The sequence below is a fragment of the Sulfitobacter aestuarii genome (genome assembly GCF_042685005.1).
GTDB lineage: Bacteria > Pseudomonadota > Alphaproteobacteria > Rhodobacterales > Rhodobacteraceae > Sulfitobacter > Sulfitobacter aestuarii.
Genome location: NZ_JBHUMP010000001.1, coordinates 99,348 through 122,858, shown reverse-complemented (window position 1 = coordinate 122,858; position 23,511 = coordinate 99,348). Strand labels below are relative to the sequence as shown.

Genomic DNA, 23,511 nt, shown 5'->3' with positions numbered 1-23,511 from the left:
GTCAATGCACCTTGATCTTGTCGCCCCGGGCGACAGTGCCGCTCCGGATTACCTCGGCATAGATGCCGAAATCCTGATGATTCCAGGTTGAGTTGAGGGTCCCGAGCGTATCGGCATCGCGCTTCCCGGTCTCGGGGTTGGCCGCGGTGGCCAGGCAACGGCGGATCCTGTCGCGGATACGCAGAAGGGTGTCGCCGATGCTGATCTCGCGTCCGAGAAGGTCGAATTCCTGCCAGGGGGCGAGCCCGTCGATCCAGAAATTGCTGCGCCAGCGCGCCCGCGCAAGCGGCTGACCAAGCTGGGCTTCGACTTCGCGAAGCGAGGCGCTGTTGCACAGGCTCACGCAAGGATAGGGGCTGTCGGTGAATCCGCGCTTGTCGAGCCGCACAATACCCATCGGCTGCGCCCGGTCCGACGGCATCAAAGGCGCGATCCACTCGAGATACCGCGCCTCTTCACTGTCCGGATCGAAGCAAAGTTCGGGGCGTTCCGGATGGCTCAGGGTCAGCATGTCGCTGTCCTGATCGAACGCGGCGCGGATCGCCATCAGCGTTGGCACCTTGGCGGCGCGGCTGAAATTGGCGCAGGGCGCCCATGCGCCCGGGCTCACCTTGGCCGCCTCATGCGCGACGGCCCAGATGCGGTCGAAGGGCATCGACTGCCCTTCGTGCAATGTCACGTCGCGCAGCTCTTCCTCACCATGGGCTTTCAGCGGATGGCGGAAAATCTGGGCGACCTGCATCACTTTTTCGGATCCGGCTTGGACTTGCGGGTGAAACCGCCTTTGATGTTGCCGAGCAGGTCGGGTTTGTAGCCCTGGCTGCGCATGATCAGGTATTGCTGGATGAAGGTGATCGTGTTGTTCGCGATCCAGTAGACCACCAGCCCGCTGGCAAAGCCGCCGAGCATGAACATGAACACCCAAGGCATCCAGGCGAAGATCATCTGCTGGGTCGGGTCCGTGGGCGCCGGGTTCAGCTTCTGCTGCAGCCACATGGAAATACCCAGGAGCAGCGGCAGGATGCCGATGAAGATCAGCGCCATGAAGGAGCCGGTTTCCGGCGCTGTCCAGGGCAGCAGCCCGTAGAGATTGAACAGCGAGGTCGGATCCGGGGCCGAAAGATCGCGGAACGGGCCGAAGAAGGGCGCGTGGCGCAGTTCGATCGTGACGAAAATCACCTTATAGAGCGAGAAGAAGATCGGGATCTGCAGCAGGATCGGCAGACAACCCGCGGCGGGGTTTACCTTCTCGCGCTTGTAGAGCTCCATCATGCCCTGCTGCATCTTCTGACGATCGTCGCCCGCTTCCTTCTTGAGCTTCTCCATCTGCGGCTGAAGCTCTTTCATCTTGGCCATCGAGACGTAGGATTTATAGGCCAGCGGGAACAGCAGCGCCTTGATCAACAGGGTCAGGCCGATGATCGCCAGGCCCATGTTGCCGATGAGCTGGTTCAGGTGATGCAGCAGCCAGAAAATCGGCTTGGTGAGGAAGAAGAACCAGCCCCAGTCGATCGAATCGATGAACTTGGCCACGCCCTTGGCTTCGTATTCGCGCAGCGTTTCCCATTCCTTGGCCCCGGCGAAGAATTGCGAGGTGACTTCGGTGCTGGCACCGGGGGCCACGGTCTCCGTCGGCATGGTCGCGAAGGCGCGGTAGATATCCGAGCGCGGATCATAGGTCAGCGCCTGATCGAAGCTCTGGCCTGCGCCGGGGATCAGCATTGCCTGCCAGTAGTGGTCGGTAAAGCCGATCCAGCCTTCCTGCACATCATCGGTGACGATGGCCGGGCGGCCCAATTTCGCATCGACCTCGGCATCGGGGATATTGTCCCAGTCGATCTCGCTCAGCTCACCATCGGCCATCGCCACGGCGCCTTCGTGCAGGATGAAGAAGCTCTTCACGTCCTGCGGCTCGCCATGCTGGGCAATCATCCCGTAGGGGGCAAGGCTGACCGGCGTCTCGCCTTCGTTGCGCACCGATTGGCTCACGGTGAACATGAAATCCTCGTCAACGGCGATCCTGCGGGTGAAGATCAGCCCCTGACCATTGTCCCAGGTTAGGGTGATCGGCTTGTTGACGCCAAGCGTGTCGCCTTCGGCGAGGGCCCATTCCGTGTCGAGACCGGGCACCGAAGCAGCATCGAGCTCGGCGCCGGGCGCCCAGCCGTGCATCGCGTAATAGGCATCGTTCGATCCCGCGGGGGAAAGCAGTTCGACGATCGGCGCGTCCTCGTCGAGCGAGGTACGGTAATCGTTGAGATAGAGTTCGTCGATACGTCCGCCGAGCAGGGAGATCGAGCCGCTGAGCCGTTCGGTCGCGATTGCCACCCGCGGGGCGTTGTCGAGCGCCGCGCCCTGCGCGCTGCTGTCGGCAGGCTCCTCGGTCGGTGCTGCGGCGTCGCGTGCGGCGCTCGGCACGGGAGTGGCGGCGGAGGGCGCGCTCTCGCTGCTTTCGATGCTGCTTTCCAGTGGCGCTTCCGGCTCCGGGGGTGGGAAGACAACGAACCAGACCAGGATCACCAGAAAGCTGAGAACCGTAGCGAGGATGAGATTCTTGTTCTGCTGGTCCATGGGGACGTTCACCTGATGCCTCTTGATATCAGCGTGGGTTCAACAGAGTGCGGCGGCAAAGGTCAAGGGGAAACCGGGTAAACTTGCCGCGCCGGACGGGACGGCAGCACTTCTCGGCACGGCTTTGCGCGGAAATGGGCGTGACGCTCACGTGGTCTTGCCATCCATGATCCGCGGCACATCGCGCAGTTTCGCCCTGTGTCGCGCGATCCAGTCCAGCGTCTGTTCGAAGGGCATCGGCCGGGCGATCCCGTATCCCTGCACATGATCGCAGCCGAGCTGGGCAAGCAGCACATGTTCGCCAACGCTCTCGACACCTTCGGCCAGGGTCTCGAGATCGAGCCGCTCGGCCATGGTCAGGATCGCGGAAATCATCCGCTGCTGCTCGGGATCGCGATCCGCCTTGATGACGAAGGAACGGTCGATCTTGATACGGCTGACCGAGAAGCGGCGGATCGACGCGATCGAAGCATGGCCGGTACCGAAATCGTCGAGATCGATGCGGCAGCCGAGCGCTCCGAGCGCGTTGATATTGCGGGTGATCATGTCGTCAGGGGCGCTGGCCACGACGGTTTCCAGCACTTCGACAGCCAGCCGGTCAGGACTGAGATCGAAACGGTCGAGCTCCCATTTGATCTTGTCGAGCAGCCGCGGATTGTTGAGCTCCGATCCGGCGAAATTGACACCGACCTGCGGCACTTCCGCATCGGCGCCGTCCCAGGCTTTGAGCGCCGCGAAACTGTGATACATCATTACCTCGGCCAGCCGTTCCAGCAGCCCGGCCTCTTCTATCGCGGGCAGGAAATCGGACGGCGAGATCATGCCGCGGGACGGATGGTTCCAGCGTGCCAGGGCCTCGAACCCGGTGATCTCTCCGGTGTCGGTGGAGATTTGCGGCTGGAACCAGGGTTGAATCTGACCCGCTTCCAGCGCCCGGGCAACGTCTTCGCGCAGTTCCGCCCGGCCTTGCGTATCGCGGCGCATCTGCTCGGAGAAGGCCCTGACCGCCGAGGGGCCGTGGCGCTGCGCCTTGCGCAGCGCGGTGGCCGCAGCTTGCAGCCAGTCCTCTGGCGCGGTGCCGGGGGCGCGCGACAATTGGCAGAAACCGACGGAGGCCGAAACATAGATCGAAAGCCCGTCGACCGAGATCGGCTCTTCGAGCGCGGCCTGCAGCCGTCCGGCCATCTGGATGCAGAGCTCCAGATCGAGCTGGCGCACCGGGGCGAGGCAGACGGCGAAACGTGCATCGCCCATCTGTCCGACATTGTCATCAGCGCGCAGCACCGCCAAGAGCCGTTCGCCGCTACGCTGTATCGCGATGTCGGCGGCGGTCTGGCCGAAACGCTCGCTGAGCTGATCGAAATCCTCGATCGCCACGTAGAAGGTGGCCGAATGGCGGCCCTGTGCGCGGCTGCGGGTGCAGATTTCACTTACCAATTCCTCAAAGGCGGCGCGCTGAAACAGGCCGCTTATATCGTCGCGTGATACGCGGCCGGGCAGGGCGGCACCCCATCTGACCCAGAGCAGGTAGAGCAGGGGCAGGCAGACCGCGACCGCGATCAACGCCGCCTCGCCGCCGAACCAGAAGGCGGCCAGCGTGAGCGCTGGAATGAAGGCAAGCGCCTGCGGACTCGATATCAACGACGCGAGGCGCCCCTGCCGCCCCGTCGGCGCCTGGCTCTTGCTCCATGACATCGCGATCCTCCACCAACGGCGCCCCAAGGCGCTCAGACAGGAGTGATGTAGCCCAAGCCGGGTTCGGCGCGGGTTAATCGCCCGGGACTTTGTCCTGAGGATTTTCCTCAATCCCGCCACAATCGCGCTGCAGCCCGGCAAAATCGAATAATTTCGCATCGAGCAGATGCGAGGGCCGGGCGTTGGTCAGGGCGCGGAACATTACCTGTCGGCGGCCGGGGGAATTGCGTTCCCAGCCGTCGAGGATCGCTTTGACCTGCTGACGTTGCAGACCGTCCTGCGAACCGCAGAGATCGCAGGGAATGATCGGATACTTCATTGCCGTGGCAAATTTTTCGCAATCGGCTTCCGCGACATGCGCAAGCGGACGATAGACAAAGAGATCGCCTTCCTCGTTGAGCAGTTTCGGCGGCATCGTCGCCAGACGCCCGCCGTGGAACAGGTTCATGAAAAAGGTTTCCAAAATATCGTCGCGATGATGGCCGAGTACCACGGCGGAACAGCCCTCTTCCCGTGCGATGCGATAGAGATTGCCCCGGCGCAGGCGACTGCAAAGTGCGCAGAAGGTGCGCCCCGCCGGGATCTTGTCCATGACGATAGAATAGGTGTCCTGATATTCGATCCGATGCGGCACGCCCATCTTTTCGAGGAATCCCGGCAATACGGTCGCCGGGAAACCGGGTTGGCCCTGATCGAGATTGCAGGCCAGCAGGTCGACCGGCAGCAGGCCACGCCATTGCAGCTCGTGCAGCACCGCGAGCAGGGTATAGCTGTCCTTGCCGCCCGAGAGACAAATCAGCCATCGCGGCTTTTTCGCATCCACGTCGGCCGCCGGGTCGATCATGCCGTATTGCTCGATCGCCTCGCGGGTCATCCGTACGATCCGCTTGCGCAGCTTGCGAAACTCGGTGCTCTGCGGCGCGCCGTAAAACAGCGGGTGGATGTCGTCGGGTTGATCCAGCATCGGGGGTCCTCGGTTATGTTCGACTCTTCACTAGAGCGATTCTGCGCCAGTCCATAGGTGCCATCACCGGTCCGGTACGTTGTCGATGCCGCTTCGTCCCCAGGGATGGCAGCGGGCAATGCGCCGCAGCGCCAGCCAGCCGCCCCGCAAGGCGCCGTGTTTTTCGAGCGCTTCCAGCGCATAGGCGCTGCAGGTCGGATGGTAGCGGCAGTTGAACCCGACCCAGGGGCTGAAGACCAGCCGGTAGAGGCGTACCGGCAGGGCGAACAGCCGGGCGAGCGGGCTCATCTGCGCTTGCCATGCAGGACGCTCAGCGCCTTCACCAGATCGGCGCGGAGCAGGTCGAACGGACGGGTGGCTGTGACGTCCTTGCGGCCGACGAGCACATAGTCGCAACCGTCCTGTCCCGCGAAGGGCAGGGTCAGCCGAGCGATCTCTCGCAGGCGGCGCTTGGCGCGGTTGCGGGCGACCGCATTGCCGACTTTCTTGGAGCAGGTATAGCCCACGCGAATGCCTTCGGCTTCGTCGGGCGCGCGCCTGCGCATCTGCAGGATGAAGCCGGGCATCGCCGTGCTCTGCGCCCGTGTGGCGCGTTGGAAATCGCGGCGTTGGCGCAGTGTCCGTACGCGAAATGACACCGCCGGTGGACTGTCCCCGCTGGCGGCGTTGCTGCCTGCTGGGAATGCCTCCGGCGGTGTCATGCTGCTCTGGTCCACGAAGCGCGGATTACGCGCTCAGCGACTTCCGGCCCTGTGCGCGGCGTGCGTTGATGATCTTGCGGCCGGCCTTGGTTGCCATGCGCGCACGAAAACCATGGCGCCGCTTGCGCACGAGGTTCGAAGGTTGAAAGGTGCGTTTCATCGCGCCGTCTCCACAAATTCAGTTAAGCGCCGCCACGGAATCGCAGCGCCTTAGATCAATTCAGGCCCGTGCTCTAAAGCCGCGAGGCGGCCAAGTCAAACCCTTCGGGCACAAAATCGGCGTGAGCTGCAAGAAATTTTCCCGAAGTCGCGGGAAATATTTCAGCTTTCCGCCGCGATTGCTCTTTGAGCCGCGATTCCCACACCTGCGATCAAGCGCGCGTGAAACCCCTGTGCAGCGTCGGGCTTCCGGGCCATCTTGAGGGAAAGCGGCGGCTCCCGGCGCTGGTTCCTTGCGCGGAAAGAGTTCACATGCCCGATAACGATGCCGAGAACAACAGTGCAGACAGCCAGAGTGCAGGGAATGGCGATGCGACTGAAAGGGACGGGAAAAAACCGACATTGATCCGGTATCTGCCGCTGATCGTCATCGCACTGGTCGCTGCCGTCGGGGCGTTTACCTTGCGCGATTACCTCAGCTTCGAGACATTGCGCGACAACCGCGAGGCGTTGATCGCCTTTCGCGACGATCATTATCTGCTGACCGTCGTGGTGTTCATCGTCGCCTATGTCGTTATCGTGGGCTTCTCACTGCCGGGTGGCACGATCGCGACGCTGACCGGCGGGTTTCTCTTCGGCACCGTCTTTGGGGTTATGTTCAACGTGACCGGAGCCACGATCGGCGCGATGCTGATCTTCACGGCGGCGCGATTCGGACTTGGGGAGCAGCTCAAGCAGCGGCTCGATGCCTCGGAGGGGATGGTACGCAAGGTCAAGCGCGGGCTCGATGAGAATCAATGGTCCATGCTATTCTTCATCCGGCTGGTGCCGGCGGTGCCCTTCTTCGTTGCCAATCTGATTCCCGCCTTCCTGGCGGTGCCGCTCTATCGTTTCGCGATCTCCACCTTTCTCGGCATCATTCCCGGCGCGCTGATCTTCACCTCCGTGGGGGCGGGGCTCGGTGCGGTCTTTGCACGTGGCGAATCCCCCGATCTCGGGATCATCTTCGAACCTCATATCCTGTTGCCGCTGCTGGGCCTCTGTGCGCTGTCGTTGTTGCCGGTACTGATCAAGGCCGTGACCGGCCGGAAGGAATTGCTCAAATGAAGCGGATAAAGACGGATGTTCTGGTCATCGGCGCAGGGTCCGGCGGCCTGTCGGTGGCGGCCGGCGCGGTGCAGATGGGTGCCGATGTGGTGATGCTTGAAGGCCATGAAATGGGCGGGGATTGCCTCAATTACGGCTGCGTGCCATCCAAGGCGCTGCTGGCCAGCGCCAAGGTGGCGTACGGCCAGCGCCACGGCGCAGCCTTTGGGGTCGAGAATGCACCCGGCGCCGTCGATTACGCGGCCGCCAAGGACCACGTGCAGCAGATCATTGCCAAGATCGCCCCGGTGGACAGCAAGGCACGCTTTGAAGGGCTCGGCGTCAATGTGATCCGCGAATACGGGCGTTTCATCTCCGAAAGCGAGGTGCAGGCGGGCGATACGATCATTACGGCAAGGCGCATCGTGATCGCCACCGGCTCCTCGCCGCTGGTGCCGCCGATCAAGGGGCTCGCCGATGTTCCATATGAAACAAACGAGACCCTCTTCGATCTGCGCGTCAAGCCCGAGCACCTGCTGATCATCGGCGGTGGGCCGATCGGGATCGAGATGGCGCAGGCGCATCGGCGGATGGGCTGCGAGGTCACCGTGATCGAAGGCGACAGGGCGCTGGGCAAGGATGACCCCGAGCTCGCTGCGCTGCTGCTGCAAAGCTTGCGCGATGAGGGCGTCGTGATCGAAGAAGGCGCCACCGCCGCGGAGATCCGCGGGAAAGCTGGCGCCATTGAAGTCGAGGCCGGGGATGGTCGGGTCTTCAAGGGCTCGCATCTGCTGGTTGCGGTCGGGCGCAAGACCAATACGGAACGGCTCGATCTGGACAAGGCCGGAGTGGAGACCGTCAAGGGCAGCATCAAGGTCGATGCCAGCCTGCGCAGCTCCAACCGGCGGGTCTATGCGATCGGCGATGTAACGGGGGGAATGCAATTCACCCATGTGGCAGCCTATCAGGCCGGGGTGATCCTGCGCTCGATGCTGTTTTCGCTGCCCTCCAGGGCCAAGACCCGTCACATCCCTTGGGCGACCTACACGGCGCCGGAACTGGCGCAGGTGGGACTTACCGAGGCTCAGGCACGTGATACCCATGGCGAGAAGCTCGAAGTGGTGCGCTTTGCCTATGACGAAAACGACCGTGCCATCGCCGAGCGCAAGAGCGAGGGGCTGATCAAGCTGATGGTGGTCAAGGGCCGACCCGTCGGCGCGTCGATCTACGGACATCAGGCGGGCGAGCTGATCTCGCTTTGGTCATTGGCGCTGGCAAATGGCCTGAAGATGCGCCAGATTGCTGCCATGGTGGCCCCCTATCCAAGCTATGGCGAGATCAACAAACGTGCGGCTGGCGCCTATTTCAGCCCGCGACTGTTCGACAGTGCCCTGGTCAAGAAGGCGGTGCGGCTGGTGCAGCGGCTGCTGCCCTGACGGACGGCCCCGGCATGATCAATTCCCTGTCCGGTCGCCTGCTGATCCTCACCACGATCTTCGTGATGCTGGCCGAAGTGCTGATCTTCGTGCCCTCGATCGCGCGGTTTCGCGAGGAATACATGCTCAACCGGCTGGAGCGCGCTCAGATCGCCTCGCTGGCGCTGCTCGCCGAGGAGATGATCGATCCGGCGCTGGAGGACGAGCTGCTGCGCAATGCCGAGGTCTTCAACGTCGTGCTGCGCCGTGACGAGGCGCGTCAGCTGATGCTTTCCTCGCCCCTGCCGGAGCCGATTTCGGCGACCTACGACCTGCGCGACGCCTCTGCTGCGACCCTGATCCGCGATGCGATGCTGCGGCTCTTCCGCCCTGCCAATGACGTGATCCGGGTGATCGGCGCGCCGGTACGCGAAGCCGGGCTGCTGATCGAGGTGACGATGGAATCCGCGCCGATGCGCACTGCGATGATCGACTACGGTATCCGCATCCTGGCCCTTTCGGCCGTGATCTCGGTCATCACCGCTTTCCTGCTGTTTCTGGCCATGCGGGCCTTGCTGCTCAAGCCGATCAAGGGAGTCGTCGGACATATGCAGCGCTACGCCCGTGCGCCGGAAGACGCGCGCCGGATCATTCTGCCCTCAGCCAGCGTCACCGAGCTGCGCGAGGCCGAAGAGGCGCTCAAGACCTTGCAGACCGAACTCACCCAGGCGCTCAAGCAGAAGGAGCGACTGGCCCAGCTCGGCGCGGCGGTCAGCAAGATCAGCCATGACTTGCGAAATATCCTGACCTCGGCGCAGCTCTTCACCGACCGGATCGAAGCCTCCGAAGATCCGGCGGTCAAGCGCATGGCGCCGAAGCTCGTCGGCTCAATCACCCGTGCCGTGCATCTGTGCGAATCCACGCTCGCCTTTGGCAAGGCGGAGGAGCCCGGACCGACCCTGACCATGGTCAGGCTGGCCGAGCTGGTGGAGGACGTGATCGACGGCGAGCGTCTGGCCGTGGACAGCGCCCAGATCAGCTTCCGCACCGAAATTCCCGCCGACATGCTGATCCGCGCCGATCCCGAGCAGATCTACCGCGTGCTCGCCAATCTGATCCGCAATGCGCGACAGGCCATCGCCACCTCGGGGTCAACGGGCGAGGTCAGCCTGCGCGGCGGCGAGGACGAGGCGGCCTGGCATATCGACGTATCCGATACGGGCCCGGGCCTGCCGCCGCGCGCGCGTGAACATCTGTTCACGCCATTCCAGGGCGGCACGCGCAAGGGCGGCACCGGGCTCGGTCTGGTGATCGCCGCCGAACTGGTGCGCGGCCACGGCGGCAGTCTTGATCTGCTCGAAACCGGCGAGGACGGCACCCGCTTCCGTATTCTGCTGCCCAAAGGCGATGGCACGCTCTGAGCAGTTACTTCGCCGACAGGCCCCGGGGTGCCGTGTGGAAAAAAATCGACAAACCGTGAAAGAAGGGCTTGCGCCCACCGCCCCACAACACTAAACCCCGCCCCAGTGGACCGATAGCTCAGCTGGATAGAGTACTTGACTACGAATCAAGGGGTCGGGGGTTCGAATCCTCCTCGGTCCGCCACTATACCATTTCATATGATTTGATTAGGTCGCCTCTGGCGGCCTTTTTCATTTGTATGGCTGGGCTTAGCCGGAATCCACATCGCCTTGAGTTTCTTCCGATGATGTCTATGTTCGTTCCTTGAGTGGTATGAATTGTGGTATGTTTCTATGGCGCTGTCCGGGAAGCTGACGAAGAAGCTAGTCGAGAACCTGGGCGCTGGGCGTCACGGTGACGGCAATGGCCTGTATCTGGTGGTCGATCCATCCGGAGCGCGGCGTTGGATCGTGCGGGTGGTGGTCAAGGGGCAGAAGAACAAGAAGGGTGCTCCGCTGCGCACCGACTTCGGTCTCGGTGGTGCGGACATCGTAACCTTGAACCAAGCGCGCGAACGCGCGCTGGAATATCGCCGGATGGCCAAGCAAGGGCTGAACCCGCGGTTCAATGCGCGCCAGGAGATGCCGACTTTCGAGGAAGTGGCGCAACAGGTCCATATCGACCGGATGCCGACGTGGAAGAACGCCAAACATGGCCAGCAGTGGATCAATACGCTGCGCGACTATGCCTTCCCGAAAATCGGGCGGATGCCGATCGACAGCATCGGTCAGCCGGAGGTGATGATGTGCCTCGCGCCGATCTGGACCGAGAAACACGAGACGGCGAAACGCTTGGCGCAGAGGATCAAGACGGTGCTCGACGTCGCGCGTTCGAAGGGGTTCCGGTCGGGCGAAAACCCGGTGACGGCGATCAAGGACGCGCAGGTGCTGCCCAAGGTCAAGGCCAAGGTGAAACATCACCAGGCGATGGGCTGGCAGGATGTCCCTGCCTTCTACGCCGAGCTGAGAACACGCAAGGCCATGGCGGCCAAGGCGCTGATGTTCACCTGCCTCACAGGGTCCCGAACCGGCGAGGTGCTCGGGCTGCGCTGGGAGGAGATCGATCTTGAGGAACGTCTGTGGACCTGCCCGGCGGAGCGGATGAAGACCGGCGAAGCGCATCGGGTGCCGCTGACCGACGAGATGCTGGCAATCATCGAGCCGCTGAGAGTCCTGCAGTCTGACTACGTGTTCGAGGGACAGAAGCGGCACCAGCCGCTTTCCAACATGTCGATGTTGATGCTCCTGCGCCGAATGAATGTAGCGGGCATCACCGTGCATGGGTTCCGCTCCACATTCAGGGACTGGGCTGGCGAGGTGGCGAATGTCCCGCGCGAAGTCGCCGAGAAAAGCCTCGCCCATCTGGTGGGCTCGGATGTCGAGCGGGCCTATGCGCGGTCCGACCTGCTGGACCAGCGCCGCGCATTGATGCGCAAATGGTCTCGATTCGTCGAAGGTAACAGCGTTTAAAAGGGGGTGTGATGTACAAGGTAGCGATCAACGGAGCTGAGGTTCATTATCTGGAACTCTTTAGAATTGCCGTAAGCGAGTCGGATCACGAGAAACGGATGCGCTCGATCCATAACGTCAGACATGAGGTCAAGATGGAATGGCTCAAACTGCAGATTTCCGACAAGGAGACGACCGGCATGTCGGGGTCGAGCAATGTCGAACTTTTGCGAGATATGGCGGAGCTGGCAATGGATGCCCCAGAGATGATCCGTGAATTCACTCAGACCGTAGGGAGATATGAAGGCGCGAACGGAAGAGGCAATGAACGCAAGCTCAACGTTGCCGAGCACATCGGGAAGCAGGTCCTGCTCTCGATCAGGGAAGGGACGTTTCACGGTGTTCAATCGGACTTCGGAATCCTGGAACAAGTTCGACACGATGCAAAGGACCTTGGGATCACCGGTGCAAGAGATGTCGATACGTTGCGAGAAATCTGGAAAACCTACCGTGGTGTCGTCCATCTGGGCATCGCCATGGATGAATTTAAGAACGCCCCCGACTGGGGACCGGATGTTCTCATTAACGCCGAAATGATTCGCCGCACCCTGAGCCAGAACTGTCCGAGGAGCCACAAAAGCCCCTATGTCGACCCAAAGTGCCAGATTTACTTTCCATATAATCCAATAGTTTAGGGTCCCCGATTTCGAAATCGGGGACTGCCGGACGGTGGAAGATTTGGCCCATCCATTCGTTGTCAACCACGGCAACGAAAGGAAAATAGACGGTGCCCAATCTCTTTGAAAATGATCGCAGCTACGTCCTGGGCGATCCCGAGCTCGATATCATCGGCGACCGCGACAAACTCGCGCAGTGGCGTCACAAGATGAAAGGCCCCGCCTTCTACCGACTGGGACGGAAAATCATCTATCGCGGGGCGGACCTCAACGCCTGGGTCGAGGCGGGGCGCGTCGATCCTTCGGTACGGGGGACATCATGATGGGTGCTCCTATTCTCCTACCGCAGAGCTTGTTTCCATTCTGCAAAAGCGTGCTCCTGCGCTGGGCGGTTTCCGTGCTCTGTCCGGCGTGGTCCGCGCGCCGTGACATGGCAGGGGAAGGATATTCGTACCGAGATGCGGAAGGGTGCGTACCGGTCGCCGCGAGTTCAGCCTCCATCGTGCACAACGCGCAATTGCATTGGCGGGGGCGCACATGTTGAAAAGGAATCGCACGGCGGTCCAGGGCGACCTTTTCGGAAATTTGCCCGCCGAGGTCAAAGGAGGGCCTGCCAAATCGGCGCCGAATACCACGAAGGCAGCAGCCGTTCCCGAACAACATGATACCGGGCAGGAGCCCCTGCTCCCTGCGGCGGAGGAGCGCTACCTGAAGGACAGAGAGGTTGCGGCGCGCTACGGCATTTCCCGCCAAACGGTCTGGAGGCGCAAAAAAAATGGTCAGCTTCCACCTCCGGTCAAAATCGCGCCCCATAGCACGCGATGGAAGCTGTCCACCCTCATGGAGTTTGAACGCAGGTTCAACCGGGAACCGACCGCCACGGCCGTTGCTGATCATTCCGGGCAGGTGCGCAAATGACCCGTGCTCATCGAAAGGTTCGCGTCTTTGCCGCCCAGGTCTATTCTGTCGAGGAGATCTGCGGGGTCTATAACGTCACCCGAAACACGGTGACAAACTGGATACATTCCGGGCTCCGCAAATCTGACGAGCGTCGCCCATATGTCTTTCGTGGGGCTGAGCTTCAGCGGTTCCACAAGGCCCGAGAAACCAAGGATCGGAAAAACCTGAAGCATGGAGAGTTCAATTGTTTGGCATGCAGCTCTGCCGTCTTTCCGGACACGGAGTCGCTGAGAATTTCGACGACTTCGAAGGGTAGGGCGATGGCTCTCGGGGTATGCCCCGACTGCAGAGCGAACGTGTCGAAGTTACTAGGTGTGACAGAATGCGACATCGTTCAAAACTGCATAGCGACCAACACCAGCCTGGCTTGGACTGACGAATTAACTGGCAACATCCCAGCCTGTATTGGGAATAAAGCCACGGTTCACGCCTCCGATTGGTACAACGCCAACGACAGGGTCCTACATGAATGGCAGAGCTACGCCGGGCGCTATGATCTCAAAACCGTCCAGGCGCACCTCTATAGCATCCGGGATTTCGAGAGCTTTCTAGGGGGCAAACCTTTCGACAAGGTGTCGCCGAAGGATGCCGGAGCCTATCGCGATCACCTGGTAAAACTCGGCCAGCTGCAGAAGCCGGAAGGCGGTTTGAGCAGCTCCACCATTCGTCACCGCGTTGCCCATCTGCGGGCTTTCTTTCAGTGGCTGTGTCATCAGGACGGTTACAGACGTCTCAGCGGGAATATTCCGGCCTACTTCGAGCTGCCCCGAGCCAGTCGCGCAAAGACCCTGCCTCGGGATGATCGTGACTTTCTGACCATCGAGGAGGCAGAAAGCATGGTGCGCAAAATGCCGGGAAAGACGCGCGTCGAGCGGCGCGACCGCGCCATGGTCGCTTTTGCCTATGTTTCTGGCTTGCGCGCATCTGCGCTCGCCTCCCTACGGCTGAAACATGTCGACATCGAAAAGAAGGAGGTGGTGCAGGACGCTCGCGAGATGGAAGCCAAGAATGGCAAGAGTTTCAGAGTTTACTGGTTTGCGAGGACTGATGTGTTCCAGGACATATTTCTTGCCTGGCTGGAGGAGCTTCTCGAATGGGGATTTGAGCCACGCGACGCGGTGTTCCCTGATGCGTCAAATCTGACTGAGCGCTCTCCGGAGCTGGCCAGAGTCGAACCGATGCGCACCGCACGGGCCTTGCAAGCTGCTTTCCAGCGGGCCACCGCGCTGATTGATCGGAATTGCTCGCCCCATTCTGCGCGTCATACCCTAAAGGCGCTGGGCGACTCCCTTTGCTCGAGCATGGAGCGACGCAAAGCGTGGTCCCTCAACCTGGGGCATTCCACAGAGCGCATCACCGAAGCGCATTATGCGAAGATGTCGGATCAACACCGCCGAGGGATCATGGAAGGGCTCGGCGCTGACGACCTGGTCACCGAGGAGGAGGCGACGATGATCATCGATTACTATGAAAATCGCTTCACGCGGGGTACCGAGGAACACCGAATCGCCCGACGTTTGGCGAAGAGGCGTGAGCAGTCGCGTGACGGGGAGGACGTAATCGATTGAGCCAAAGTAGCGTCGAAGTGACTCTCCAAACTGCGCCATGGCTGTACGTTTTGCGGGCGGTTCGTCGCAAGCCAGAATCCGCAATCCGCCATGCGCTGCATATCGCGGCCTATCCGGCGATAACCTTGGCGGGAAAACCTTTGATCGTAAAAGGAATGCCGTGCGCTTTACCGAAGAGGTGACCTCTGGCAGCCTGTCCATCGACCCCCAAGCGGAGAGCGATGATGCTGGCGGAAGAATACGCCTCGACCCTGATGCACCATTGGAAGGAATGGCACCCGAAGAGGTATCGCCGGTTGGTGAAGAGCGGGACGCTGGAAATGGAAGCACATCGCCGAGGGCGCCGGATCGCGGAAACGGTAGTCCAGTTGATGGGGCAGGGGATGAACTGTCTGGAGGCACAGGAAATCGTCAGGGACGACCTGTATCCGCCCCCGGAAAGCGACGACTAAAGAAGGCACCGGGCTCCAAGGCGGTCGCGGCGTCCAAACACGCCGACACCCCCGGTATCGACTTCCAGATCACCGAAGATTTGCGTCTCGGCCAAGGCACCGAAGGCGCTCTGGCAGGCCGCGCAGAAGGCCGGGTTCAGCGACGGCGTCATGCGGGAGCCCTCCATGTGCACCGGCAATTTCCTCGGGCAAATCCCGCAGAACCTGCGCGGCAATAGCCCGGTGATGGCGGTCGAATAGGACAGTCTGACCGCGCGCATCGCCAAGTAACTTTATTCCAATACCAGCGTGTTTCGCTCGAGTTTCAGGACGTGCTCCTGACGGTTCAGGAATGGCGCACGTGCGATCCGAAGCTGCCAAGAGCTTCCTGATAGTTTCAGCTGCGACTTTCTGCAGACAAGTTGCGCTGGATCAAAGTCCCGCATCTGGCGCGTTGCTACAACAGTCTCGCAGAGCAGTTAAACAAGGGAAGGAAACGAGATGTTCATCCGCAAAGCAGCGATCTTTGCTGCCTGCCTGATGCTGTCAGGCGCTGCCCAGGCCGCCACTGTCGAGGTGCAGATGCTCAACCGGGGCGAAGCCGGGTCGATGGTATTCGAGCCCGGTTTCGTGCAGGTCCAACCCGGCGACACGGTCAAGTTCATCGCCACCGACAAGAGCCATAATGCGGCCAGCATCGACGGCATGATCCCAGAAGGCGCCGAGGCGTTCAACGGCAGGATCGACGAAGAGATCGAAGTGACCCTGGACATACCCGGCTACTACGGGGTCAAGTGCACACCGCATTTCGCCATGGGCATGGTAATGACCATCGCGGTGGGGGACGCCGACATGCCCGCCGACTTCCTCGCCGGTCGCCTGCCGAAAAACGCCAGGGAGCGTTTCGAAGCGCAGGTGGCTGACAAGTAATCCGACCATCGCGGCGATCCGCAAGGCGGGTCGCGTGCGCACTCAAGGAGAGTGACATGAAACGATCAGCCAATGATGTCCCGCAATCCCCCGGCCGCCGCAATGTGCTGCGCGGTACCGCGCTTGCCGGTGCCGCCGCCCTGACCGGGACTTTGGCCTCCGCGGCGTCACTGCGCGCGCCCTTTGCACCTTCGACATTCGCGCTGCCGGATGACAAGGCCATGCGCGTTCAGATGCAGCAGATGAGCAATGCGGAACCCGTGGACCTGTCAGGTCTGGAGCGGGTCAGGCAGGTGATGGTCCGCCCGCCTTTCGCGCCACAGCATGAGCAGGTGGCGCAGGGCGATCCGAAGATCGTCGAAGTCGAACTGGTGGTTGATGAACGCCTGATGGTGGTCGACGAGGACACCGGTGCCTCGATCTGGGCGATGACCTATAACGGCTCGGTCCCCGGTCCGCTGATCATCGTGCATCAGGACGATTACGTCGAGCTGACCCTGAAGAGCCTTGGGCGCAACCAGCTGGAACACAACATCGACTTTCACGCCGCGACCGGTGCGCTGGGCGGCGGGGCGCTGACCCATATCTATCCCGGCGAGGAAACCGTGCTGCGCTGGAAGGCGACCAAGCCGGGTGTCTTCACCTATCACTGCGCCCCGGGCGGGGCGATGATCCCCTATCATGTCTGTCATGGCATGAACGGTGCGGTGATGGTGCTGCCGCGCGACGGGCTGAAGGATGGCGCGGGCAGGGCGCTGACTTATGACCGGATCGCCTATATCGGCGAGCAGGATTACTATCTGCCGCGCAAGCAGGACGGCACCTTCAAGACCTATGCCAATGCCGGTGACGATTACGCCGAAGCGCTCGAGGCGATGCGCAGTCTCACACCGACCCATTCGGTATTCAATGGATCGGTCGGGGCGCTGACCGGGATCAACGCGTTGCGCGCGAAGGTGGGCGAGACCGTGTTGATGATCCACAACCAGGCCAACCGCGATACACGGCCCCATCTGATCGGGGGGCACGGCGATTTCGTCTGGGAAGGCGGCTCGTTCAGCGATGCGCCGCAGACCGGGATGGAAACCTGGTTCATCCGTGGCGGCAGCGCCGGGGCGGCAATGTATACGTTCGCGCAGCCGGGCGTCTATGCCTATGTGAACCACAACCTGATCGAGGCGACCATGCTCGGTGCCACCGCGCATTTCGTGGTCGACGGGGAGTGGGATAACGATCTGATGGAACAGCTGGTACCACCACGGCAGAGTTCGGTCTGACAGGAGAGCGGGCCTTCGGGCAAGCACGATCGCAATAGCGCCGGACTCAGCCCGCACTTTCCTCAATGTCAGATTTCGCGCCTATGCCGGTCTGCCTATTCCAGAAATGCCAAGACGTGCCGAAGACTACTGTCATTCGTCAGACCTCTTGCATGTTCGTAGACGCGCCAATTGCTATCGGTGTGCTTGTAGGCAGCATCAAACTGCGAGAAGAGATGTTCCTTTTGCGTGCCTCTGGGTAAAAGGCAAATGTCCGACGGGGTTTCGTACAAGTAATGGGTGAAGGCGCCCGGACCGGAAAGCCAGAATATCCCCTCAACCGGCTGCTCCACGAGGTTGCGCAAAACGTGGTTCAGAAAGCCCTCGAACACGGGTGAATTCGGTGGTCCGGCTAGGAAGTAATTGTTTGCGACGCAATTCGGTACATTCGTCATCGATGTCGCCCAGGCTTCTGTACCGGCCAATTTCGCAAATGCCGCAAGGCCTGGACCCGGGAGACTGTCGGCATCGGCATATATGCCTCCTTCCCGCACCAACCGGTAGAGCCTGAAAAGATCGGACTTCGAGGCCGGATGCCACAATTCCTGAAATTGCTTGGCTGCGTCTCTGCCGAAATGCGCGGTGATGTAGTCCGTCGCGGTTCCTTCGGAGTACCATTCCCCAGGGTGAGGGATTTCCGCCCATGCATCGCGGCCGATTTCGATCTCGTCCGGCGGGTCGGGATTATCCCAGAATTGGAAGATGTCCGAAACAGGTGTGCCGTTTTCAGGAAGATTTGCACGATTGCGCAGGAAGACCGTCCAGCCCATTGCCTCAAAGCGTGTCATCGGATGGGCCTCGGCATCACGGATAAGGCTGCAAAGGGAGCTCTGGCCATGTTTGCTCATGTCCTCAACGATGGATCGAAACAGCCGTGGCTGGCCGCCCCGGGTCACATTGGCCAGGTCGGCCATATGTTCCAGCCCCTCCGTGTGATTGGTCGATAATGCCCTGTCCAACAACCGAAACGGAACACCGGCGACATCAAACCCGCGCCCGGAAAGTTTTTGCAGAAACCCGGTGAGTTCCTGAGCCTTCCGTTTGTCAAAAAGCCGCTCGATCTTGATCCGGTGTTGAAACTTCAGCGCTTTGCTCAAGACAGCCCCCTGACAGGCATCGCATTTGCCGCTTCATGAATCGGGTATTCGGATCTATCGCTCGGCGGAGAAGTGCACCCCCAAGACGGGAGCGGCGAGCCAGTCGGCATGGGCATCAATACCCCTTCCTGGCTGTTCGCTTCATGCTACCATGCCTCGGCAAGAAACGACTTGATGCCCGACTGGCAATTCGCCCTGATCCGTTCGCGATGATAGTCATTCACAAAACGGACGTATAGCTGTTCACCTACGAAGAAGGGAAGGGTCGTGCTCTGTTCCTCTTCGCTCAGCACGCCACTTGACAGCATCGCCTTCCAATCCGCCTGATATATGCCGAATTTACGCGCTGCCCCGATCGTGTTGTCGTGAATCTGCTGCCACACAAGAAATCGGGCAACCTCGCGTGCGACGAACATCCAGCACTCGCCCTGCGTGTCGAAGCCGTAGAGGACGCCCTCGCAATAATGCGCATTCATGCCGACGAAGTCACCATGGACCGCCGCCCTGAGCGCCGTGACTTCTCGAACAATCGGGACCCTGCGCCGAAGCGCTTTGAAAAGTCGATCAAGCAAAGCGAGGTCGTCAGGATTGCTGATATGATCAAGTGATCGGCCTTCAAGCAATCCTATCCAACGTCTGGGCCAGAACCTGGATTTTTCTGATCGGCCCTCTGCATATTGCACTATCCAGCGCCCGCAATGCGCCAACACCTTTTCTCGGGCCTCGCCGGATAAATTGTCGAGCACTTCATCGAGGCGACGTCCGGGCGCGTAGCTCAGCACGAGTATGCCCTCTTCCGGGGCTGCCAGGACGCATCGGTTCGCTTGACAATCACCATCCTTGAAAACCCTTTCCAGGTGATCCAATTCGGTCTTGGCACGTAGAACGATCTCTGCCTTGTTGCTTGAATGAAAGCGTTTGATAATAACCGGAGCGCCATTCAGCGTTGCCCGGTAGACTCTGGCCTCGTCGGAAGCTTTGATTTCCTGGTCTAATGCAAACGTCTGAACCTCTGGATGGCGGGTGAGGTTCAAGGTAAGCGAATTGGCGGCATCAAGACGGGCTGTAACGGATTCTTCCGACCAGAAATCATGTTTCATTCCAATTGATCCAATCGGCCTTGGCTCAGCAGGCAAGACATCTGTTTTGATATCGGCATGTTTAAAGAATCCCTCAGTGAAGTTAAGCCGTTGTCTGCTGAAGTTGCGACCGAGTGCTTGATTGCATGGCAACGGGCCGTATTGAGCGGCTCATCACAGCGCCATGGCAAATATGAGCGCTTCATGCCGGTCTACCAGAAGGTCCGCGCTCGAAGTCTTCCTCTACATTACCGGCCCACCGGAAGTCGCGCCGCGCATCATGAAAAACTCTCAAACCTTCCAGCGCAGTAGCTGTTGACGGGTGCCGGGCGATCCGTCATGCCTTTGCACAATGAGCAGCAGTTCCGTCCTTACTCTCGCCCTACGCGCGCTGGCCAGCCTGACGCTGGTGCTGGCTGTCGTGCTGCTGCCGCCGTCCTCGGCGCATGCGCAAAGCGGCATGCATGAGGTGGGGATGGCCGGAGATCACGTGGTCCATGTCGGGCATGGAATGACAACCGAGGAAGTCACGCCGGAACATTGCCGGGCCGACATCGATGCCGATACCGCAAGCTTCGGCGCGCCGCATGACGCGGATCAATGCTGCAGCGGCATCTGTTTTGCTGCCTTCCTCGAAGTGCCCGATATCGCGCTCTTGCAGCATGCCAACGACGGGCATGATCCTTCACCGCTGGCGCAGCTGGCGTGGACTGTCACCTCCGGCTTCCTGCGTCCGCCAAACTCCTGATCTGATACCCGGCCGCTGAGCGGCTTTTCCCATGCGACTTTCTGCATGGGACCGTTTCCCCGTATCAATCAGGTTATCAAGATGAAATCTCCCATGATCGCAGGGGCGCTGTCCCTGACCCTCGGCGCATGTAGCAACGCGCCCGCCTTTTTCGCTGATCCCACGTCGGTCTATGTGCAACAGCCGACCCCCTTGCCCGAGCTCAGTGCGCTTCAGGCCGCTGCCGCACCGGGAGGCACCAGTCATGCCAGCGCCGAAAGCCCCTTCGCCGGGTATCAGCGCTACGGCGTTGTCGAGCCGCTGGACTGGCGGCGGCTGAATGCCGAGCAAGCGCCGAAGCAGGAGCAGCATTGATGGGTTATCGCATGAAAACCACGATGATCCTGCTGCCGCTGGTGCTGGCCGCGTGCAGCGCGCCGCAGGTGCCGACCCGTTTCTCGGCCCGCGATGCCGGGTTCGATACGGTGCAGGCCCGCACTTCCAAGGCCATCGGCAAGCGCACCGTCTGGGCGCAGTCGCAGGCCGAGACCGTTAACCTGTCCAAACAGGTCCGCGCCATGGTGCAGGGCAAGACGATCTCGGCCGAGACGGCGGTGCAGGCGGCGCTGCTGAACAACAAGGGGCTGCAGGCCTCCTATGCCGCGATCGGCCTGTCCGCGGCGGAGGCCTGGCAGCAATCGACGCCGGAGAACCCGGTGGTCTCGATCGGGCTGATGGGCATCGGCGCACCGGAAGTCGGGCTCTACCGCGCCATTGAAAGCGCCATTGCGGTCAACCTGCTCGACGCGCGCACCCGCAAGGAGCGCGTGGCACTGGCCGAAGCAGCGTTCCAGCAGGCGCAGATGAGCGCGGTCAACGACACGCTGAGCCTCGCCAATGAAACCCGCGAAGCCTGGATCAACGCCGTCGGCGCCTTCGAGACGCTGTCCTATCTGAAGAAGGCGGCCGCCACCGCGGATGCCTCGGCGGAACTGGCCCAGCAGCTCGGCAAGACCGGCGCGCTCAACAAGGCCGGGCAGGCCCGCGAACAGGCGTTCAACGCCGAGATGGCCGGACAGGTAGCGCGCGCACGGCTCGATGCGCAGCTCGCCAAGGAGCAGCTGACGCGGCTGATGGGGCTTTGGGGCGCGGATGTGAATTATTACGTGCCCGACGCGCTGCCGTCGCTGCCCAACGGGATCAGATCCACCGGCAATGTCGAGCAGCTGGCGCTGGCCAACCGGGTCGATCTTGAGGTGGCGCGGCTTGGTCTGGCCGCCACCGCGCGGGCCTTCGGGCTGAGCGACGCGACCCGGACGCTCACCGATCTGGAGGTGATCGCCGGGGTCGAGCTGGAGAAGGAGGTTGAGGACGGCGACAAGGAAATCGTCGCAACCCCGCAGGTCGAATTCGAATTCGCCATTCCGATCTTTGACAGCGGCAAGGCCCGGCTGCGCAGCGCCGAGCTGAGCTATCTGCAGGCGGCCAATGTGCTGGCCGAACGGGCGGTCAACGTGCGCTCGCAAGCGCGGGCGGCGGCGGCGTCCTATCGCTCCAGCCATCAGATCGCGCAGCATTACCGGCAGGTGGTCCTGCCGCTGCGCCGCACCATCGAGGAAGAGGCGCTGCTGAGCAACAACGGCATGATCACCAGCACGTTCGATCTGCTGAACGACACCCGCGAGAAACTGTCGAGCGAGCTGGAGGCGGCCAATGCCAAGCGCGACTTCTGGCTCGCCTCGGCGGGGCTGAGCGCGGCGATCTACGGCGGCGGATCGGGCGCGGGCGGCGGCGGGGAGGCCGTGGCCATCGCCGCCGGTGGCGGCGGTGCCGGACATTGAGCAAAGGACAACATGACATGATCAACAGACGCCAATTGCTGGGGGCCGGGGCCGCGGGCGCGACCCTGGTTTCCTCCAAAGCCTGGGGCCAGACCCTCAACATGGGCCTGCCCGAAGCCGCGCTGATGGACAGCGCCCTGACTCAGAGCCCGACGCGGCCGAGCAGCGGACCGGATTACAATCCCGTCGTCACGCTCAACGGCTGGACGCTGCCGCACCGGATGAACAACGGCGTGAAGGAATTCCACCTTGTGGCCGAGCCGGTGGAGCGTGAGCTTGCCGATGGCATGACCGCCTTTCTCTGGGGCTATAACGGCCAATCGACCGGCCCGACGATCGAGGCGGTCGAGGGCGACCGGGTGCGGATCTATGTGACCAACAAGCTGCCAGAGCACACCACGGTGCATTGGCACGGGCTGATCCTGCCCTCGGGCATGGACGGGGTCGGCGGGCTCAGCCATCCCGGCATCCCGCCGGGCAAGACCTTTGTCTATGAGTTCGACCTGATCAAATCCGGCACCTTCATGTATCACCCGCATGGCGACGAGATGGTGCAGATGGCGATGGGGATGATGGGCATGTTTGTCGTGCACCCCAAGGACCCCAGCTTCATGCCGGTGGACCGCGACTTCCTGATCATGCTCAACGCCTTTGACATCGACCCGGGCACCTATGTGCCGCGGATCATGGAGATGACCGATTTCAACCTCTGGACCTGGAACAGCCGGATCTTTCCGGACATCGACCCGCTGGTGGTCAACCGGGGCGACCGGGTGCGGGTGCGGGTCGGCAACCTCACCATGACCAACCACCCGATCCACATGCATGGCTATGATTTCGAGGTCACCTGCACCGATGGCGGCTGGGTGCCGGAATCGGCGCGCTGGCCCGAGGTCTCGATCGACATTCCGGTGGGCGCGATGCGGGCCTATGAGTTCACAGCCGATCATCTGGGGGATTGGGCGATCCATTGTCACAAATCGCATCACACGATGAACGCGATGGGCCATGACGTGCCGACCTTCATCGGCACCAACAAAACCAATTTGACTCGCAAAATACGCACATTGCAGCCCGAATACATGCCGATGGGCACGGCCGGAATGGCGGATATGGGCGAAATGTCGATGCCGATCCCCGACAATACCGTGCCGATGATGGCCGGATGGGGGCCGCATGGCCCGCTGGAGATGGGCGGCATGTTTTCGGTCGTGAAGGTGCGCGAGGGCATCGGCGCGGACGATTACGAAGATCCCGGCTGGTATGAAAACCCGCCGGGCGAGCAGGCGTATGAATGGACGGGCGAACTGCCCGATTTCGCGCAGAACAGCAGCGCGAAGACCGTGATCACGCCCAAACCGACCTCCCGGGGCTGACACCGGCCC

General features: G+C 61.5%; 25 protein-coding genes and 1 tRNA gene. 16 read left to right on the top strand and 10 right to left on the bottom strand.

Annotation, left to right across the window (positions count from 1 at the left end; all coding sequences use genetic code 11):
• Position 1: 1 nt before the first annotated feature.
• The 7 genes from ACFSUD_RS00555 to rpmH all read right to left on the bottom strand — a co-directional run bounded on the left by ACFSUD_RS00555 (position 2) and on the right by rpmH (position 6,091).
• Complete coding sequence (locus ACFSUD_RS00555; protein WP_386371082.1) at positions 2-742, bottom strand: MOSC domain-containing protein; 741 nt, start codon at positions 740-742, stop codon at positions 2-4.
• Positions 742-2,571 (bottom strand): membrane protein insertase YidC, encoded by a 1,830-nt coding sequence (gene yidC, locus ACFSUD_RS00550; protein ID WP_386371081.1) that lies wholly within the window; start codon positions 2,569-2,571, stop codon positions 742-744. Before yidC ends, ACFSUD_RS00555 begins: the two co-directional genes overlap by 1 nt.
• Positions 2,572-2,718: 147 nt before the next feature.
• A complete protein-coding gene (locus ACFSUD_RS00545; RefSeq protein WP_386370347.1) occupies positions 2,719-4,266 on the bottom strand; it encodes a putative bifunctional diguanylate cyclase/phosphodiesterase in 1,548 nt (515 codons plus the stop codon).
• Positions 4,267-4,339: 73 nt separating this feature from the next.
• Positions 4,340-5,230, bottom strand: coding sequence for a tRNA 2-thiocytidine(32) synthetase TtcA (gene ttcA, locus ACFSUD_RS00540; RefSeq protein ID WP_386370345.1), 891 nt, complete (start codon positions 5,228-5,230; stop codon positions 4,340-4,342).
• A 63-nt stretch (positions 5,231-5,293) separates the two neighbouring features.
• On the bottom strand, positions 5,294-5,518 hold the full coding sequence (gene yidD, locus ACFSUD_RS00535) for a membrane protein insertion efficiency factor YidD (protein ID WP_386370342.1): 225 nt from the start codon (positions 5,516-5,518) through the stop codon (positions 5,294-5,296).
• Complete coding sequence (gene rnpA, locus ACFSUD_RS00530) at positions 5,515-5,931, bottom strand: ribonuclease P protein component (RefSeq protein WP_386370340.1); 417 nt, start codon at positions 5,929-5,931, stop codon at positions 5,515-5,517. Before rnpA ends, yidD begins: the two co-directional genes overlap by 4 nt.
• 25 nt (positions 5,932-5,956) lie before the next feature.
• Positions 5,957-6,091 carry a 50S ribosomal protein L34 gene (rpmH, locus tag ACFSUD_RS00525; protein ID WP_007118882.1) on the bottom strand — a complete coding sequence of 45 codons (135 nt, stop codon included), beginning with the start codon at positions 6,089-6,091 and terminating at the stop codon, positions 5,957-5,959.
• A gap of 311 nt (positions 6,092-6,402) precedes the next feature.
• Here rpmH and ACFSUD_RS00520 point away from each other — a divergent pair, with 311 nt between their 5' ends.
• The 10 genes from ACFSUD_RS00520 to ACFSUD_RS00475 all read left to right on the top strand — a co-directional run bounded on the left by ACFSUD_RS00520 (position 6,403) and on the right by ACFSUD_RS00475 (position 15,157).
• Positions 6,403-7,197, top strand: coding sequence for a TVP38/TMEM64 family protein (locus ACFSUD_RS00520; protein ID WP_386370337.1), 795 nt, complete (start codon positions 6,403-6,405; stop codon positions 7,195-7,197).
• Positions 7,194-8,612 (top strand): dihydrolipoyl dehydrogenase family protein, encoded by a 1,419-nt coding sequence (locus ACFSUD_RS00515; RefSeq protein WP_386370335.1) that lies wholly within the window; start codon positions 7,194-7,196, stop codon positions 8,610-8,612. Before ACFSUD_RS00520 ends, ACFSUD_RS00515 begins: the two co-directional genes overlap by 4 nt.
• Positions 8,613-8,626: 14 nt before the next feature.
• Positions 8,627-10,012, top strand: coding sequence for a sensor histidine kinase (locus ACFSUD_RS00510; RefSeq protein WP_386370332.1), 1,386 nt, complete (start codon positions 8,627-8,629; stop codon positions 10,010-10,012).
• Between the two features lie 107 nt (positions 10,013-10,119).
• A tRNA-Arg gene (locus tag ACFSUD_RS00505) sits at positions 10,120-10,196 on the top strand.
• Positions 10,197-10,345: 149 nt separating this feature from the next.
• A complete protein-coding gene (locus ACFSUD_RS00500) occupies positions 10,346-11,521 on the top strand; it encodes a tyrosine-type recombinase/integrase (protein WP_386370330.1) in 1,176 nt (391 codons plus the stop codon).
• 11 nt (positions 11,522-11,532) lie between these two features.
• Entirely contained in the window at positions 11,533-12,195 is a 663-nt protein-coding gene (locus ACFSUD_RS00495) for a hypothetical protein (RefSeq protein ID WP_386370327.1), read from the top strand.
• Positions 12,196-12,287: 92 nt separating this feature from the next.
• Positions 12,288-12,500, top strand: a complete 213-nt coding sequence (locus ACFSUD_RS00490) for a MerR family transcriptional regulator (protein WP_386370324.1) — start codon at positions 12,288-12,290, stop codon at positions 12,498-12,500.
• Positions 12,501-12,714: 214 nt separating this feature from the next.
• Complete coding sequence (locus tag ACFSUD_RS00485; RefSeq protein WP_386370321.1) at positions 12,715-13,095, top strand: helix-turn-helix transcriptional regulator; 381 nt, start codon at positions 12,715-12,717, stop codon at positions 13,093-13,095.
• Positions 13,092-14,705, top strand: a complete 1,614-nt coding sequence (locus tag ACFSUD_RS00480) for a tyrosine-type recombinase/integrase (protein WP_386370319.1) — start codon at positions 13,092-13,094, stop codon at positions 14,703-14,705. Before ACFSUD_RS00485 ends, ACFSUD_RS00480 begins: the two co-directional genes overlap by 4 nt.
• Positions 14,706-14,929: 224 nt before the next feature.
• Entirely contained in the window at positions 14,930-15,157 is a 228-nt protein-coding gene (locus ACFSUD_RS00475) for a hypothetical protein (RefSeq protein ID WP_386370317.1), read from the top strand.
• Here ACFSUD_RS00475 and ACFSUD_RS00470 read toward each other — a convergent pair.
• Entirely contained in the window at positions 15,154-15,309 is a 156-nt protein-coding gene (locus ACFSUD_RS00470; protein WP_386370316.1) for a hypothetical protein, read from the bottom strand. The genes ACFSUD_RS00475 and ACFSUD_RS00470 overlap by 4 nt on opposite strands.
• A gap of 328 nt (positions 15,310-15,637) precedes the next feature.
• Between ACFSUD_RS00470 and ACFSUD_RS00465 the strand changes: the two genes are divergently transcribed.
• Both ACFSUD_RS00465 and nirK read left to right on the top strand, forming a co-directional pair.
• The gene (locus ACFSUD_RS00465) at positions 15,638-16,066 is read left to right on the top strand and encodes a pseudoazurin (RefSeq protein ID WP_386370314.1); all 429 of its coding nucleotides are present in this window, start codon (positions 15,638-15,640) and stop codon (positions 16,064-16,066) included.
• Between the two features lie 56 nt (positions 16,067-16,122).
• On the top strand, positions 16,123-17,343 hold the full coding sequence (nirK, locus tag ACFSUD_RS00460) for a copper-containing nitrite reductase (protein WP_386370313.1): 1,221 nt from the start codon (positions 16,123-16,125) through the stop codon (positions 17,341-17,343).
• A gap of 95 nt (positions 17,344-17,438) precedes the next feature.
• Here nirK and ACFSUD_RS00455 read toward each other — a convergent pair whose 3' ends face one another.
• Both ACFSUD_RS00455 and ACFSUD_RS00450 read right to left on the bottom strand, forming a co-directional pair.
• Positions 17,439-18,479, bottom strand: coding sequence for a glycosyltransferase (locus ACFSUD_RS00455; protein ID WP_386370310.1), 1,041 nt, complete (start codon positions 18,477-18,479; stop codon positions 17,439-17,441).
• 146 nt (positions 18,480-18,625) lie between these two features.
• Positions 18,626-19,579: a phosphotransferase gene (locus ACFSUD_RS00450; RefSeq protein WP_386370308.1), complete on the bottom strand. Its 954-nt coding sequence runs from the start codon at positions 19,577-19,579 to the stop codon at positions 18,626-18,628.
• A 331-nt stretch (positions 19,580-19,910) separates the two neighbouring features.
• Between ACFSUD_RS00450 and ACFSUD_RS00445 the strand changes: the two genes are divergently transcribed.
• The 4 genes from ACFSUD_RS00445 to ACFSUD_RS00430 all read left to right on the top strand — a co-directional run bounded on the left by ACFSUD_RS00445 (position 19,911) and on the right by ACFSUD_RS00430 (position 23,502).
• A complete protein-coding gene (locus ACFSUD_RS00445) occupies positions 19,911-20,306 on the top strand; it encodes a hypothetical protein (RefSeq protein ID WP_386370305.1) in 396 nt (131 codons plus the stop codon).
• 81 nt (positions 20,307-20,387) lie between these two features.
• Positions 20,388-20,660: a hypothetical protein gene (locus tag ACFSUD_RS00440; RefSeq protein WP_386370302.1), complete on the top strand. Its 273-nt coding sequence runs from the start codon at positions 20,388-20,390 to the stop codon at positions 20,658-20,660.
• Positions 20,660-22,126, top strand: a complete 1,467-nt coding sequence (locus ACFSUD_RS00435; RefSeq protein WP_386370299.1) for a TolC family protein — start codon at positions 20,660-20,662, stop codon at positions 22,124-22,126. Before ACFSUD_RS00440 ends, ACFSUD_RS00435 begins: the two co-directional genes overlap by 1 nt.
• A 17-nt stretch (positions 22,127-22,143) precedes the next feature.
• Positions 22,144-23,502 (top strand): multicopper oxidase family protein, encoded by a 1,359-nt coding sequence (locus ACFSUD_RS00430; RefSeq protein ID WP_386370296.1) that lies wholly within the window; start codon positions 22,144-22,146, stop codon positions 23,500-23,502.
• Positions 23,503-23,511: the final 9 nt, after the last annotated feature.

What these genes read in the sequence shown, in the direction of transcription:
- ACFSUD_RS00485 (WP_386370321.1), top strand. Translation starts at nt 12,715, where the DNA reads ATGTTGAAAAGGAATCGCACGGCGGTCCAGGGCGACCTTTTCGGAAAT.
- ACFSUD_RS00465 (WP_386370314.1), top strand. Translation starts at nt 15,638, where the DNA reads ATGTTCATCCGCAAAGCAGCGATCTTTGCTGCCTGCCTGATGCTGTCA.
- yidD (WP_386370342.1), bottom strand. Translation starts at nt 5,518, where the DNA reads ATGAGCCCGCTCGCCCGGCTGTTCGCCCTGCCGGTACGCCTCTACCGG.
- nirK (WP_386370313.1), top strand. Translation starts at nt 16,123, where the DNA reads ATGAAACGATCAGCCAATGATGTCCCGCAATCCCCCGGCCGCCGCAAT.
- ttcA (WP_386370345.1), bottom strand. Translation starts at nt 5,230, where the DNA reads ATGCTGGATCAACCCGACGACATCCACCCGCTGTTTTACGGCGCGCCG.
- ACFSUD_RS00440 (WP_386370302.1), top strand. Translation starts at nt 20,388, where the DNA reads ATGAAATCTCCCATGATCGCAGGGGCGCTGTCCCTGACCCTCGGCGCA.
- ACFSUD_RS00520 (WP_386370337.1), top strand. Translation starts at nt 6,403, where the DNA reads ATGCCCGATAACGATGCCGAGAACAACAGTGCAGACAGCCAGAGTGCA.
- ACFSUD_RS00445 (WP_386370305.1), top strand. Translation starts at nt 19,911, where the DNA reads ATGAGCAGCAGTTCCGTCCTTACTCTCGCCCTACGCGCGCTGGCCAGC.
- ACFSUD_RS00500 (WP_386370330.1), top strand. Translation starts at nt 10,346, where the DNA reads ATGGCGCTGTCCGGGAAGCTGACGAAGAAGCTAGTCGAGAACCTGGGC.
- ACFSUD_RS00450 (WP_386370308.1), bottom strand. Translation starts at nt 19,579, where the DNA reads ATGAAACATGATTTCTGGTCGGAAGAATCCGTTACAGCCCGTCTTGAT.
- ACFSUD_RS00470 (WP_386370316.1), bottom strand. Translation starts at nt 15,309, where the DNA reads ATGACGCCGTCGCTGAACCCGGCCTTCTGCGCGGCCTGCCAGAGCGCC.
- ACFSUD_RS00430 (WP_386370296.1), top strand. Translation starts at nt 22,144, where the DNA reads ATGATCAACAGACGCCAATTGCTGGGGGCCGGGGCCGCGGGCGCGACC.
- rpmH (WP_007118882.1), bottom strand. Translation starts at nt 6,091, where the DNA reads ATGAAACGCACCTTTCAACCTTCGAACCTCGTGCGCAAGCGGCGCCAT.
- ACFSUD_RS00480 (WP_386370319.1), top strand. Translation starts at nt 13,092, where the DNA reads ATGACCCGTGCTCATCGAAAGGTTCGCGTCTTTGCCGCCCAGGTCTAT.
- ACFSUD_RS00510 (WP_386370332.1), top strand. Translation starts at nt 8,627, where the DNA reads ATGATCAATTCCCTGTCCGGTCGCCTGCTGATCCTCACCACGATCTTC.
- ACFSUD_RS00555 (WP_386371082.1), bottom strand. Translation starts at nt 742, where the DNA reads ATGCAGGTCGCCCAGATTTTCCGCCATCCGCTGAAAGCCCATGGTGAG.
- ACFSUD_RS00435 (WP_386370299.1), top strand. Translation starts at nt 20,660, where the DNA reads ATGGGTTATCGCATGAAAACCACGATGATCCTGCTGCCGCTGGTGCTG.
- ACFSUD_RS00545 (WP_386370347.1), bottom strand. Translation starts at nt 4,266, where the DNA reads ATGTCATGGAGCAAGAGCCAGGCGCCGACGGGGCGGCAGGGGCGCCTC.
- rnpA (WP_386370340.1), bottom strand. Translation starts at nt 5,931, where the DNA reads ATGACACCGCCGGAGGCATTCCCAGCAGGCAGCAACGCCGCCAGCGGG.
- ACFSUD_RS00475 (WP_386370317.1), top strand. Translation starts at nt 14,930, where the DNA reads ATGCTGGCGGAAGAATACGCCTCGACCCTGATGCACCATTGGAAGGAA.
- ACFSUD_RS00495 (WP_386370327.1), top strand. Translation starts at nt 11,533, where the DNA reads ATGTACAAGGTAGCGATCAACGGAGCTGAGGTTCATTATCTGGAACTC.
- yidC (WP_386371081.1), bottom strand. Translation starts at nt 2,571, where the DNA reads ATGGACCAGCAGAACAAGAATCTCATCCTCGCTACGGTTCTCAGCTTT.
- ACFSUD_RS00515 (WP_386370335.1), top strand. Translation starts at nt 7,194, where the DNA reads ATGAAGCGGATAAAGACGGATGTTCTGGTCATCGGCGCAGGGTCCGGC.